The organism is Cupriavidus sp. MEYA8, from assembly GCF_059278825.1.
Window position 1 is genome coordinate 1,466,861 of sequence record NZ_CM181221.1, and the last position, 12,839, is coordinate 1,479,699.

The window sequence follows — 12,839 nt, forward strand, 5'->3', positions numbered from 1 at the left end:
GATGATGGCGCTCGAGCATGGAAGCTTGCTGGCCGCTGTGCCGGTGAACCTGGCGGAAGAAGTGTTCGAGCCGCTGCTGGCTCGGCCTGGCCTGAAGATCGAGCGGATCGTCTCCAACGGGCAGGCCAGTCCGGCAGGGTTCTGGTACGACAGCGCGGAAGCCGAGTGGGTGCTGCTGGTCAGCGGCAGTGCTGCGCTGGAGATTGAAGGTGAGGCAGTTCAGCATGTGATGCGGCCCGGCGACTGGCTGCACTTGCCGGCGCATTGCCGGCATCGTGTGGCATGGACTGACGAAACGCAGCCGACGGTTTGGTTGGCGGTGCATTACGGGGGCGGTGACAGCTAGACCGTGTCCCGCGACAGCGCATGTTGCTGGCTATCGAGGCCGGTCCTCAGTCACCCCTCACCCCTCAGCCTGATCCGGAAACACCGGCTCGCCAAGATTCAGCATCAACCGGTTCGCCCACGCAAAGATCGCGACCGAGTGGATCAGGTCGAGGATCTCCGCATCCGTCACCCCCGCATCGCGCAGCGGTTTGAGCAGTGCCGCGGTTACCTCCGCCGGCCGCTCCGTCAGTTCGATTGAGAACTGCGCGATCGCTTTCTCACGCGCGGTGGTCCCCGCCGAGCGCGGGTCCTCGAACACTTCCCGGATCACGTCATTGCGCTTGGCCAGTTGCTCGAAGCGCTGCGCATGCACCGACGCGCAGTACACGCAGCCATTGATGCGCGACACCACCGTGGTCGCCAGCTCGCGCTCGGCGCGCGGCATGCCGCCGGGTGCGTACATGATGGCGTTGAAGGCGGTGGAGCGCTGGCGCAGGATCTCGGGCTGGTGCACCAGGAAGCGGTAGTAGTCCTGCACCTTGGCCTTGGGATGGCTTTCTTCCAGCACGGCAACCTGTTCGGGCGTGGCCTGGTCCAGTTCGACAATATCGAGCCAAGCCTTCCAGTCCAGCACTTCGTTGGTAAAGCCGTGGGATTTGATGATCTCGCTCATGCCTGGGCTCCTGCAGTGTCGTTCAATGCCTTCAAGGCGTCCAGGCCGGCTACCAGCCGAACCTGGTACGACAGGAAGGCAATCAGCTGCGCCAGCGTGACCACGGCGGGCGTGCTCAGGCCCGCTGCGGGCAGCGCCTGCAGCGCGGCCTTGTCGCCTTCGACGGGTTTTTCGATCAGCGTGCGGGTGAACGCGAGCATCGCGCGCAGGCGCGGCTCGGCGATCTCCTGAGGCTGGCCTTCGGCGGCGGCGCGCACGTGCGCGGCATCGGCGCCGAGTTGTTCCAGCCGCGCGCGGTAGTGCGCCGCCAGCGCCGCGGAGGGCGTCAGGCGCGCCGCGTACAGCGCGACCAGCAGGCGTTCTTCGAGCGAAAGGCCGGGCAGGGCTGGGTCGAACAGGGCGTCATGGCTGCCCTGGGTGGCGGCCACGACCTTGTCGCGCTGATGGCGCAGCGCGTAAGTGGCGCTGCCGGGCACCAGGCCGGTGAGCTGGTCGATCAGGTCGACCGCGGGGGCGGAGGTCTGGGTCATCGGACTCTGTTGGTTCGGAAGTATCGGTTCAAGGTTCAAGGTATTTGCGCTCAGGCCTGCGCGGTGCGCAGAGCCGGCGGCAGCGCCGGAGTCCATTCGTCGCCGAAGACTTCCGGCTCGGCAAAGGCCTGCAACGCGGCATAGTGCAGTTCGACGTCTTCCCGGTACAGCAGCGCGGCGATGCCCTGGCCAAGCCGGCGCGCGCCGTCGCTGATCGCCGGGATATCGCCGGAAATGGTGCCGTGCGACAGCGCCGCCGGATAGCAGAAGCAGTGGATGCGCGACAGGTCAGGGCACGCGCCCGGTTTTTTTTCCTGGAATTCAAACGATTCGCCCAGGTCCGGCGAATCGGACAGCTCGCGGTCTTCCTGGCCTGCCGGCGGCACGTAGCGGTCGCGCCAGTAGCGGATATGCGGGGCAAAGGCGGCAAATTCCGCCCGGGTTTCCAGGTCGATGCGGAAGCCGGTCGAGAAGATCAGGAAATCCAGCTCGAAGGTGCCCTGCGGCGTGGCGACATGCAGCACGTCGCCACGCACTTCGACCGACTCCAGCGCCGCGCCCAGGTTGAAATGCGCATTGGCATGGCGCGAAACCCGCAGCGTGCTGCCGCGCGGCGGCGGCACCTGCTCGGTGTTGATGTAGTTTCGCAGCCGCCATTTCCAGGCATCCGGCAGGCCATAGTGGCCGTGGGTCAGCCCCGGGTTGCCGGCACCCTTGCTCTTGTTGACACGCGGGATGTCCTGGCGCCGCACCAGCATCTCGACGGAGGCCGCGCCGGCTTCAAGCGCGGTGGCGGCGCTGTCCATCGCCGACGCGCCGGCGCCAACCACGCCCACGCGCTTGCCGCGCAGCGTGGCGTAGTCCATCTCGTCGGACGAGTGCGCCCACAGGTGGCGCGGCAGCGCCTCCGCCAGCGGAGGCACGTAGGCGCCGCCGAGGCCGTCGCGGCCGGTCGCCAGCACCACGCGGCGCGCGAGGACGGTCAGCGGGCCTGCGGGGGACCGCATCGACAGCGACACCAGGCCATCGGCGCGCGGCACGATCTGTTCGACGCGGTGCTCATTGCGGATATCGAGGTCCAGCACCTGCCGGTACCAGCGCAGGTAGTCCATCCATTGCAGCCGCGGGATCTTGTCCAGCGCCTGCCATGCGTCTTCACCGAACTGCGCCTCGAACCAGGCGCGGAAGGTCAGCGCCGGCAGCCCCAGCGCGGGGCCGGTCAGCTGCTTGGGCGAACGCAGCGTTTCCATGCGCGCCGTGGTGGCCCATGGGCCCTCGAAGCCGGCCGGCGCGCGGTCGAAGGCGCGCACGCGGATGCCAAGGTGCGCCAGCGTGGCGCTGGCCGCCAGGCCGGCCATGCCGCCGCCGATCACGGCGACGTCGAGCACGTCACGGCCGTCGTGGGTGCGCGGCATGGTCCACGGCTTTGCGGGCAGTTCCAGCCAGGACAGGTCCTGGCGCAGGCGTGCCTCGAGGGCGGGCAGGCCGGCGGGGGTGGTAGTGGTGGGGTCAGTCATGGCTGGGAAGATCGGTGTCCGGTGAAAACAAGTCGGTGCCGGCGCCGGTGTCGCCGTACAGCGATTGCAGCAGCGCGCCGTGCTCGGCCGCATCGCGCAGCAGCAGGTCCGGCAGCAGCGCGGCGGCGGCATCGGCCGCCGCCTGCACCAGCGCCAGCACGGCGGTGCTGGCCGGTCGCGCCTGCGGCGTGATGACGCCGAAGTAGAACGGGATATCCGCGTCGATCGGGCGCACCGCGATGTCGGTCAGCGGCAGCCCGCGTGCGGTCACGGGCTCCAGCAGCGCAATGCCAAGCCCGGCGCGGACCAGCGTCAGCGCGTTGATCGAGGTGTTGGTGTCAATCACGCCGGCGGCCGGCACGCCCGCACTGGCCAGCGCCCGGTCCACGCGGCGGCGCAGCCGGTAGGGGTTCTGCATGGTGACGATGCGGCGCGCGCGGCAATCCTGCAGTGAAATCGCTGCCTGTGCCGCGAGCGGATCGTCGCCGCGCACCGCCGCCACGCAAGCCGACTGGCCGATCCAGTGCACGGTTACGCCGCGGTGTTCCAGCGGCAGGCTGTTCAGCCCGATGTCGGCGGCGCCGGTCAGCACGGCATGCACCACCTGTTCCGGCGATACGGCCTGCACGGCCACGCGTTCCGGCGCGCACTGGCCGCGCTCGAACGCCAACGCCAGCGCGGGCGGCAGCAGGCCGGCGGCCAGTGCCGGCGTGGCGGCGATGCGCAACGGCCGGCCGTCGCCGCGTGCCAGTGCCGCGGCCCGGCTGCGGATCTGCTGCATGCCGGCCAGCGTCTGCTCGACCTCGTCGTAGAGCAGGAAGCCCTGTTCCGTCGGACTGACGCGCGGGCCGCTGCGGGTGAACAGCGCAAAGCCGAGTTCGGCCTCCAGCTCCTGGATCAGGCGCGTGATGGCCGGCTGCGAGCGGCCGAGCAGGCGGCCCGCGGCGGTGACGCTGCCGGTGGTCACGACGGCGGCGAAGGCTTCCAGTTGCCGGATTTCCATTGGTGTTGGCGATGTATGTTCAATCCGGATTCTGACGTGCTTATCATGCAGATGCCAAATACTATTTCGGGATAAGGCTATGCCGCGGCTATGATGTAGAGATGCCGGGAGCACACCGGCCCCCCAAAAAGGACGGACGTGTTTGCCTGGCTCGGTGGCTATCGGCAGGTCAATGAAAGGACCACGCTGTGGCGCTTGACACTCTGGGTGCTCGCGACAGCACTCGTGGGAGCGGCGCCCGCGCAGGCCGCCGACCCCTTGCGCGTTGGCTCCAAGCGCTTTACCGAGTCCTATATCCTTGGCGAACTGCTGACGCAGGCCGCCGGTCCGCCGGGCACCGCGCAGCACCAGCAAGGGCTGGGCAATACCGCGATCGTGTTCGAGGCGCTCAAGGCCGGCAGCATCGACCTTTATCCCGACTACACCGGCACGCTCGCCGCGGAGATCCTGAAGCTGCCGCCCGGCGCCGGCCTGGACGCCATCCAGCGGGCACTGGCCCCGCTGGGATTGGGTGCGGCGATCCCGCTCGGCTTTGAAAACACCTACGCACTGGCCGTCTCCGACACCCGCCCGCCCAACCTGCGCCGGCTCAGCGACCTGGCCGCGCAGCCGCGGCTGCGGCTGGGCCTGTCGCATGAATTCCTCGGCCGGGCGGACGGCTGGCCCGGCCTTGCCAGCCGCTATCGCCTGCCGCAGCAGCCGGTCGGGCTGGACCACGGCGTTGCCTACGAGGCGCTGGCGGCGGGGCAGGTGGATGCGATCGACATCTATTCGACCGACGCCAAGATCCTCAAGTACCGGCTGCGCGTGCTCGAAGACGACCGCCGCTATTTCCCGCGCTATGACGCCGTGGTGGTGTACCGGCTGGACGTGCCGCAGCGCTTCCCGCAGGCGTGGCAGGCGCTGCAGCGCTTGTCGGGCCGCATCAGCGCGGCCGACATGGTGGCAATGAACGCCGCGGCGGAGATCGACCGCAAGCCGTTCGATCTCGTCGCGCGGGAGTTCGCGGCGCATGGCCCGAACCCCGGCGCCGAACCGGCCGCAGTACCGGCGTCCGCGGCGTCCGCGGCCTCGGTGGCAGGCACCAGCGATCGCGGCCTGCTGGGCGCGCTGCTTGGACCCGACACCAACCGGCTGGCGCGGCGCCATGTCGGCCTGGTGGCAGGCGCCGTCGGCGCCGCCACGCTGGCCGGCGTGCCGCTGGGCATCCTGGCTGCGCGCCGCCGGCGCACCGGCCAGGTGGTGCTGGGCGCCGTCAGCGTGCTGCAGACCGTGCCGTCGCTGGCCTTGCTGGCGATGCTGATCCCGCTGCTGGGCCGCATCGGCGTGTGGCCGGCGCTGGTGGCGCTGTTCCTGTATGCGTTGCTGCCGATCGTGCGCAACACCGCCACCGGACTGGAGCAGGTGCCGCCGGGCATGCGCGACGCTGCCCGCGCGCTCGGGCTGCGCGGCGGCCAGGTACTGCGCTACGTGGAACTGCCGCTGGCGCTGCCGGTGCTGCTGGCCGGCGTCAAGACCGCCGCCATCATCAGCGTGGGCACGGCCACGATCGCGGCCTTCGTCGGCGCCGGCGGCTTTGGCGAGCGCATCGCCACCGGGCTGGCGCTCAACGACACCACGCTGCTGCTGGCCGGCGCGATCCCGGCCGCGGTGCTGGCGCTCGCCGTGCAGGCCGCGTTCGAGACGCTGGAATGGGCGCTGCGCCGCCATCGCGACGCGCGCTGAGACCGCTGAGACCGCTGAGACCGCTGAGACCGCTGAGACCGCTGAGACCGCTGAGACCGCTCAGGCCGCTCAGGCCGCTCAGGCCGCTCAGGCCGCTCAGGCCGCTCAGGCCGCTCAGGCCGCTCAGGTCGCTCAGGTCGCTCAGGTCGCTCAGGTCGCTCAGGTCGCCTGTTGCGCGATCAGCCGGCCGAGCGTGGCGACCGCCGTCTCGGCCTCGTCGTTCCACAAGTGCCCGTAGTTGAGCCGGATGCAGTTGCGGTAGCCCTGCCGCGCGGAGAAGATCGGCCCCGGCGCCAGCCCGATGCCGGCCTCCAGCGCGGCATGGTGCAGCGCCAGCGCATCGAAGCCGGGCGCGAACTCGACCCACAGGAAGTACCCGCCCTCCGGCCGCGATACACGCACGCCCTCCGGGAAATGCCGGCCGATGGCATCGAGCATCTGGCCCTGCTGCATCTCCAGCACATGGCGCAGGCGGCGCAGGTGCTTGTCATAGCCGCCGTGCTGCAGGTACTCGGCCAGCGCTACCTGGGTGGGCACGCCGGCCGACAGCGTGGTCATCAGCTTGAGCCGCTGGATCGCCTCGCCGAAGCGGCCCGGCGCCACCCAGCCGATGCGGAAGCCCGGCGACAGCGTCTTCGAGAACGAACTGCAATGCATCACCAGCCCCTGCGTATCGAAGGCCTTGGCCGGCAGCGGGCAGCGGTTGCCGAAATAGAGCTCGCCATAGACATCGTCTTCGATCAGCGGCACCTGGTGACGGGCGAGCAGGGCCACCAGCGCCTTTTTCTTGTCTTCCGACATGCTGGCGCCGAGCGGATTCTGGAACTGCGTCATGAACCAGCAGGCCTTGACCGGGTGACGCGACAGCGCGTTGTCGAGCGCGCCCAGGTCGATGCCCTGCGCCGGATCGACCGGGATCTCCAGCGCCTTGAGTCGCAGCCGTTCCAGCGCCTGCAGCGCGGCATAGAAGCCCGGAGACTCGATCGCGACCACGTCGCCCGGCTGGGTCACGGCCATCAGGCACAGGTTCAGCGCCTCCAGCGCGCCGTTGGTGACGACCAGGTCTTCGGCCGGCTGCGGCGCGCCCGCGCCGAGGTAGCGCAGCGCGATCTGCCGCCGCAGCGCCGCGTTGCCGGGCGGCAGGTCGTTGACCGAATGCCACGGGTCCAGCGCACGGCCGGCCCGCGCCAGCGACTTGCCCAGCCGCTCCCACGGGAACAGCTCAGGCGAGGGGAAGGCCGAGCCGAACTGCACCAGCTTGCGGTCGCGCGCGCCTTCAAGCACCGCGAACACCAGCTTGGAGATGTCGACCTGGGTCGACACCTGCCGCGACGGCCGCGCCTGCGGCTGCGGCAGGTCGCGCCGGGCCGGCCCCGCCACGTAGTAGCCGGAACGCTCGCGCGCGCGCACCAGTCCGCGCTCTTCCAGCCGGTAGTAGGCCTGGAACGCGGTGGACGGGCTGACCCCGTATTGCGCCACGGTCTTGCGGATCGACGGCAGGCGGGTGCCGGGCGGCAGGCTGCCGTTGCGGATATCGGCGGCCAGGGTTTCGGCGAGGGCTTCGTACCGTTTCATGGGGCGCAGTCGGGCGGGGCGGGGCGGGGCGGGGCGGGGTGTAGGGTGCCATTATCGCCCCGGGTCCGGCAACTGATACGTAAATTTTCCGGGTATCTGATGCTGTTATGGCCGGCGGCTGGCGGCCATAATCGGTTGTCGTCGCCAAAGGCTTTCGTGCAAGGAGAGACAATGAACCCGTTGAGGCTGTTGCGGACCGTGCTGTGGGGCTTCTTTGGCCTGCGCAAGGGCCAGGAACACCAGCGCGACCTGGAAAACCTGCGTCCCGTGCCGCTGATCCTGACCGGCGTGGCCGTGGCCGCCGGACTGGTAGCCTGCCTGGTGCTGGCCGCCAACTGGGCCGTGTCGGGCGCATCGGCAGCGGCAAGCGCCATACCGGCCATGACGATAGCCTGAGCCGCGGCGTCGCGTTACATTCTCATCACAACAACAATCTGATCGACCCCATGTCTCGCCCGACCGGGCGGCATTGCGCCGCCGCTTTGCTGCCCGCGCAGTGGCTGTCCTGGCTACCCTGGCTGTGGCTGTCCCTGGCGCTGCTGGTTGCCTGGCCGGCCCGTCCGGCACTGGCCGCGGGCGCCGCCGAGGCGCAGCAGGTCGAACGCGGCCGCTATCTGGCGCGCATCGCCAACTGCGCCGCATGCCATACCCGCGAGGGCGGCAAGCCATTTGCCGGCGGGTTGCCGATCCGCACCGCCGTCGGCACCCTTCACTCGACCAATATCACCCCCGACGCCGCCACCGGCATCGGCGCTTATACGCTGGCGGAGTTCGACCGCGCACTGCGCCAGGGCGTGGCGCGCGACGGCAAGCGCCTGTATCCGGCCATGCCGTACCCGTCCTACGCCCGCATGCGTGCCGACGACGTGGCCGCGCTGTATGCCTACCTGCGCGCGGAAGTCGCGCCCGTGGCGCAGCGCAACCCGGCGCCGCAGCTGCGCTTTCCGTACGGCATGCGCTCGCTGCTGTCGGTCTGGAACCTGCTGTTTCTCGACGACGACCCGGTTCGCACCGAGCCCGCGCGCGGCGACCCGTGGAACCGCGGCGCCTACCTGGTGCAGGCCGTGGCCCACTGCGGAGCCTGCCACACGCCCCGCGGCCGGTTGTTCGCCGAGCAAGGACTGGACGAGCGCAGCCGGCATTTCCTGTCGGGCGCCAGCGTGGAAGGCTGGTCCGCGACCAACCTGACCGGCGACCAGGTCACCGGCCTCGGGGCATGGTCGCGCGCGGACATTGCCGAGTTCCTGCGCACCGGGCGCAATGGGCACGCAACCTCGTTCGGGCCCATGTCCGTCGTGATCTCCACCGCCACGCAATACATGAGTCCGGGCGACCTCGATGCCGTGGCGGCCTACCTCAAGTCGCTGCCCGGCGCGCGCGGCGAGGACAAGCCGTTCCGCCCCGATCCCGCCACCGCGCAGCAACTGCACCAGGGCCGCTTCGACGTGCCGGGCGCACGCCAGTACGCGGTGTACTGCATGCCGTGCCATGGCGCCGACGGCAAGGGCTTCGCGCGCGTGTTCCCGCCGCTGGCAGGCAACCCGACCGTGGCCGATCCCGATCCGGCGTCGCTGGTCAACCTGCTGCTCGATGGCGCCGTGACCGCGCGTGTCGGCACCGCCGCCACCGACTACCACATGCCCGGCTATGGCTGGACGCTGGATGACCAGGAACTGGCCAGCGTGCTGACTTTCATCCGGCGCGGCTGGGGCAACCGTGCCGGTCCGGTGACCGAAGCCGACGTGGCCGCGCGGCGCAAGGCGCTGGCGGCACAGCGCTGAGGCGAAGCGCTCCGGCACGCACCGCTTTCCGATGAGCATCCGATGACGATCACGCGCAGAGACTTCCTCAACGGCACCGCGCTGACCATTGCCGCCGGGCTGGCACCGGTGCAATGGCTGCACGCGCAGCAGGGCGGGGCGGCAAGCGCCGGCTATCCGCCGGCCCTGACCGGGCTGCGCGGCAACCATGACGGCACGTATACGCTGGCCCACGGCCTGGCGCGCGAGGGCGCCAAATATCCCGTGGTGCTGGCGCGCGAGGCCTTCGACCTGGTCGTGGTCGGCGGCGGGGTGAGCGGACTGGCGGCGGCATGGTTCTACCGGCGCCGTTTCGGCGCCGCCCGGCGCATCCTGATCCTCGACAATCACGACGACTTCGGCGGCCATGCCAAGCGCAACGAATTCACCGTCCGCGGCCAGCGGCTGGTCACCTATGGCGGCAGCGCCGAGATGCCGCCCGGCGCAGCCAGCGACGCTGCCATGCGCGAGCTGCTGGCCGGCATCGGCCTCGATCCCGCGCGCCCGCCGGCTGCACCGCCGTCCGACCCATATGCCGCGCTGGGCATGGGCCGCGCCGTGTTCTTCGATGCCGAGCATTTCGGCCGCGACCAGTGGCTCGGCGGCGATCCGTTCGGCGAACTGGCCGATGCGCGCAATGGCCTGCGCGCGCAGGGGCCCGATGCCGCTGCCTTGCAACGCTTCCTCGAGCAGGCGCCGCTACCCGCGGCGGATCGCGCCGCGCTGGCCCGCCTGGCGGCCGGCACCACCGACTACCTGCCCGGCCTCGACAACGCCGCACGCGCCGCGGCGCTGCGCACCATGCGCTACGCCGCCTTCCTGCGCGACAAGGCCGGCCTCGGCCTGCCGGCGCTGCGCTTCCTGCGCAGCCGCAGCAACGATGCCTATGCGCTCGATGCCGACGGCATCTCGGTCGCCGATGCCATCGCCATCGGACTGCCCGCCGGCGCCAACATGCCCGCGCCGGCGCCGAACCCCCGGCTGGGCAAGTCGCCGGCCTCGCGCCTGTGGTTCCCGGATGGCAATGCCTCGCTGGCACGGCTGCTGGTGCATAGCCTGATTCCGGGCGTGGCGTCGATTGCCGTGCCGGCAGAGGTGGCCACTGCCGCCTTCGACTACAACCGGCTGGACCGCGACGGCGCGCCGGTGCGGCTGCGGCTGAACAGCACCGCGATTGCGGTCGAGCCCGATGGCAACATCACGCGCGTGACCTACGGCTGGGGCGGCAACCTGCACCGTGTCGAAGCGCGCCACGTGGTGCTGGCCGGCTACAACATGATGATCCCGTATCTGTTGCCGTCGCTGCCGGCCGCACAGAAGGCGGTGCTGCGCGACGAGGCCAAGGCCCCGCTGGTCTACACCAAGGTGGCGCTCGACAACTGGCAGGCCTTCGCCGCGCTGCGCGCGCGGCGCATCCACGCGCCGGCCATGACGTACACCGACCTGTGGCTGGAGCCGCCCGCTGGCCCCCGTCCGTCCGACCCGGCAGTGCTGCACATGCTTTATGTGCCAACCGTGCCCGACAGCGGCATGCGCGCGCGCGACCGCTTCCGCGCTGGCCGCGCCTTCCTCTTGGGAACCCCGTTCGATGCGCTCGAGCGCGACATCCGCGCGCAGCTGGACCGGATGCTGGGGCAGGCCGGCTTCAGCGCCAGCAAGGTGATCCGCGGCATCACGGTGAACCGCTGGGCGCACGGCTACAGCTATATGCCGGACAGCGTGGCAGGCGAGAACGTGGCTGCCGACGCGGCCTGGCCGGACCTGGCCGGGGTCGGCAACATCAGCATTGCCAACAGCGACAATGCCGGCAGCCCGTCGGTGACGGCGGCGGTCAGCCAGGGCAAGCGGGCGGTGGAGCGGTTGCCGGGCTAGCCGGGCGGCGGCCGGCCGATGCGCGCGGTCAGTCGGCGCGCCGGGCCGTCAGGGCGTCGATCTCGTCGTCCTTGGACTGCCACTGATGCGCCAGCCAGTGGTGGAATTCCGTGCGGAACGCCTTGTCGGTGGCGTAGTCGGCCTCGCAGAATGCCGGTGGCACCGGCAACTGGTGCATGCGCACCACCACCATGCCGGCGCGGCCGCAAGCAAGGTCCCAGAAGCTTGGCACGCCGTCTGGATAGGCGATGGTCACGTCGATCATCGAGCGAAAGCGCGTTCCCATTGCATTCAGCGCCACCGCCAGCCCGCCCGCCTTGGGCTTGAGCAGGTGACGGTACGGCGACGCCTGCGCGACGCGCTTGGCCTCGCTGAAGCGCGTGCCCTCGGCAAACACCATCACGCTGGTTGGCACCAGCGAGAATTTCTCGCATGCGCGCCGCGCCGTTTCCTGGTCCTGGCGCCGCAGCGCCGGATTGCGGCGCAGTTCCGCCTTGCCATGGCGCTTCATGAACGGAAAGTCCAGCGCCCACCACGCCAGCCCGATCACCGGCACATAGATCAGCTGCTGCTTCAGGAAGAATTTCAGCAGCGGGATGCGCCGGTTCAGCGAGCGCTGCAGCACAAAGATATCGGCCCACGACTGATGGTTGCAGTTGACCAGGTACCAGTCCGCGTAGCGCAGCCCGGTATTGCCCTGGATATCCCACGGCGCCTGCTGGATGCGCGCGAACCAGCCGGTATTCCAGGAAATCCACGCCGTGGCAATACCGTTGAGTACCGGATCGATGCGCCGGCGGACCGCGGCGAACGGCAGCACCAGCTTCAGCAGCGCCAGCGGGAATAGCAGCAGGCACCAGAACAGGGTGCTGGCAACCAGCAGGATCCAGCTGACGATGCCGGTGACCCATGCAAGACGGCCGCGCGGCAAGGGCAGCGGGCGATGGGACCTGGACGAGGCGCTGGCTTGGCCAGCATTGGCGGCGCGGGGCGTGCCGGATGGCGAGGTAGGAAAAGTCATGGATGACAGTTTGCTAGCGCTCGGCGAGTAAAGGCTTGAGCAGAGTCAAGACGGGCACTACGAACATGGAACCGCAAGCGTCAGTGCGGCGCCAGTGCCTAGTGTACGACAGCAAGCGGAACCGGATGGCGCCGGAGGCACCTGCATTGTCAGGTCAACCGGACGCAAGCCGACGCCGCCCGGAGCGTCTATGCTTGAAGCAGGGCATGCCGGACGCAATGCGGGGCTCCGCTGGCAGCACGGCCCTGCACACGCTCCCCGCCACGCACCATGGTACGGCGGTGACGACATGAAACGTGTTCACGCCCTGATTGCAGCCAGCGCGATGCTGGCTGCCTGCGTTTCGACGGGCGTCAATGTCCGGCAGGAGCAATTGGAGAATTTCCTGCTCGATTTCTCCACGCTCGACGACGTCACCACGCAACTGGGCCAGCCTACCTCGCAGACGACCCTCAGCAACGGCTCGACCATCCTGGTCTATTCCTTCGCGAGTTCCCGGCCGAATCCCGAAAGCTTTATCCCGTTCATCGGACCGCTGTTCGCCGGCGGCTCCATCCGCTCGTCGACGGTGCTGCTCGAGTTCGACGAGAACGGGGTGCTCAGGAGCCAGCGCCGGACCATGTCGACCAGCGCGTCGGGGTTGAGTGTGTTGCCGGAGGATGCGTTGCCTTAGGGCCGTCTTACATTTCCCCGCGGCTGCGGAGAAATATCAGCGTCCGCCGTGTGAATTCAATTTGCGCTTTGTCTGCGTGTCCGCTGGGAAGAATCTGAACTTGCATCGGTACCATCAAATGTCG

At 69.5% G+C, this 12,839-nt stretch carries 12 protein-coding genes; 6 read left to right on the top strand and 6 right to left on the bottom strand.

All coding sequences use genetic code 11. From position 1 onward, the window contains the following. Window positions 1-4: 4 nt before the first annotated feature. Window positions 5-346, top strand: a complete 342-nt coding sequence (locus AC5WJ1_RS06790; RefSeq protein WP_133098349.1) for a cupin domain-containing protein — start codon at window positions 5-7, stop codon at window positions 344-346. Between the two features lie 57 nt (window positions 347-403). On the opposite strand, the gene AC5WJ1_RS06795 is transcribed toward AC5WJ1_RS06790, so the two are convergent. Genes AC5WJ1_RS06795 through AC5WJ1_RS06810 form a run of 4 tightly spaced genes read right to left on the bottom strand, consistent with a single transcriptional unit; the run spans window position 404 to window position 4,050 of the window. Further along, window positions 404-1,000, bottom strand: a complete 597-nt coding sequence (locus AC5WJ1_RS06795; protein WP_133098340.1) for a peroxidase-related enzyme — start codon at window positions 998-1,000, stop codon at window positions 404-406. After that, window positions 997-1,530 carry a CMD domain protein gene (locus tag AC5WJ1_RS06800; RefSeq protein ID WP_240745950.1) on the bottom strand — a complete coding sequence of 178 codons (534 nt, stop codon included), beginning with the start codon at window positions 1,528-1,530 and terminating at the stop codon, window positions 997-999. Before AC5WJ1_RS06800 ends, AC5WJ1_RS06795 begins: the two co-directional genes overlap by 4 nt. A gap of 50 nt (window positions 1,531-1,580) precedes the next feature. Next, entirely contained in the window at window positions 1,581-3,047 is a 1,467-nt protein-coding gene (locus tag AC5WJ1_RS06805) for an FAD-dependent oxidoreductase (protein WP_494476438.1), read from the bottom strand. Further along, the gene (locus AC5WJ1_RS06810; protein ID WP_133098343.1) at window positions 3,040-4,050 is read right to left on the bottom strand and encodes a LysR family transcriptional regulator; all 1,011 of its coding nucleotides are present in this window, start codon (window positions 4,048-4,050) and stop codon (window positions 3,040-3,042) included. Before AC5WJ1_RS06810 ends, AC5WJ1_RS06805 begins: the two co-directional genes overlap by 8 nt. Window positions 4,051-4,257: 207 nt before the next feature. Here AC5WJ1_RS06810 and AC5WJ1_RS06815 point away from each other — a divergent pair, with 207 nt between their 5' ends. After that, window positions 4,258-5,775, top strand: coding sequence for a glycine betaine ABC transporter substrate-binding protein (locus AC5WJ1_RS06815; RefSeq protein ID WP_135706252.1), 1,518 nt, complete (start codon window positions 4,258-4,260; stop codon window positions 5,773-5,775). 159 nt (window positions 5,776-5,934) lie between these two features. Here the strand turns inward: AC5WJ1_RS06815 and AC5WJ1_RS06820 are convergent, their stop codons facing one another. Next, window positions 5,935-7,350, bottom strand: coding sequence for an aminotransferase-like domain-containing protein (locus tag AC5WJ1_RS06820; protein WP_135705081.1), 1,416 nt, complete (start codon window positions 7,348-7,350; stop codon window positions 5,935-5,937). A 171-nt stretch (window positions 7,351-7,521) separates the two neighbouring features. On the opposite strand from AC5WJ1_RS06820, the gene AC5WJ1_RS06825 reads away from it, so the two are divergent. From AC5WJ1_RS06825 to AC5WJ1_RS06835, 3 genes are read left to right on the top strand one after another with little or no spacing between them, the layout of a single operon-like run. Further along, window positions 7,522-7,746, top strand: a complete 225-nt coding sequence (locus AC5WJ1_RS06825; protein ID WP_133098345.1) for a DUF2970 domain-containing protein — start codon at window positions 7,522-7,524, stop codon at window positions 7,744-7,746. Window positions 7,747-7,796: 50 nt separating this feature from the next. Continuing rightward, window positions 7,797-9,131 (top strand): cytochrome c, encoded by a 1,335-nt coding sequence (locus tag AC5WJ1_RS06830; RefSeq protein WP_243737104.1) that lies wholly within the window; start codon window positions 7,797-7,799, stop codon window positions 9,129-9,131. 42 nt (window positions 9,132-9,173) lie between these two features. Continuing rightward, window positions 9,174-11,021, top strand: coding sequence for an NAD(P)-binding protein (locus tag AC5WJ1_RS06835; protein WP_135705083.1), 1,848 nt, complete (start codon window positions 9,174-9,176; stop codon window positions 11,019-11,021). A gap of 28 nt (window positions 11,022-11,049) precedes the next feature. Here AC5WJ1_RS06835 and yihG read toward each other — a convergent pair whose 3' ends face one another. After that, on the bottom strand, window positions 11,050-11,952 hold the full coding sequence (gene yihG / locus AC5WJ1_RS06840) for a 1-acylglycerol-3-phosphate O-acyltransferase, YihG family (protein WP_135706253.1): 903 nt from the start codon (window positions 11,950-11,952) through the stop codon (window positions 11,050-11,052). Between the two features lie 379 nt (window positions 11,953-12,331). On the opposite strand from yihG, the gene AC5WJ1_RS06845 reads away from it, so the two are divergent. Beyond that, a complete protein-coding gene (locus AC5WJ1_RS06845) occupies window positions 12,332-12,715 on the top strand; it encodes an META domain-containing protein (RefSeq protein WP_133098347.1) in 384 nt (127 codons plus the stop codon). The last annotated feature ends 124 nt before the right edge of the window (window positions 12,716-12,839 follow it).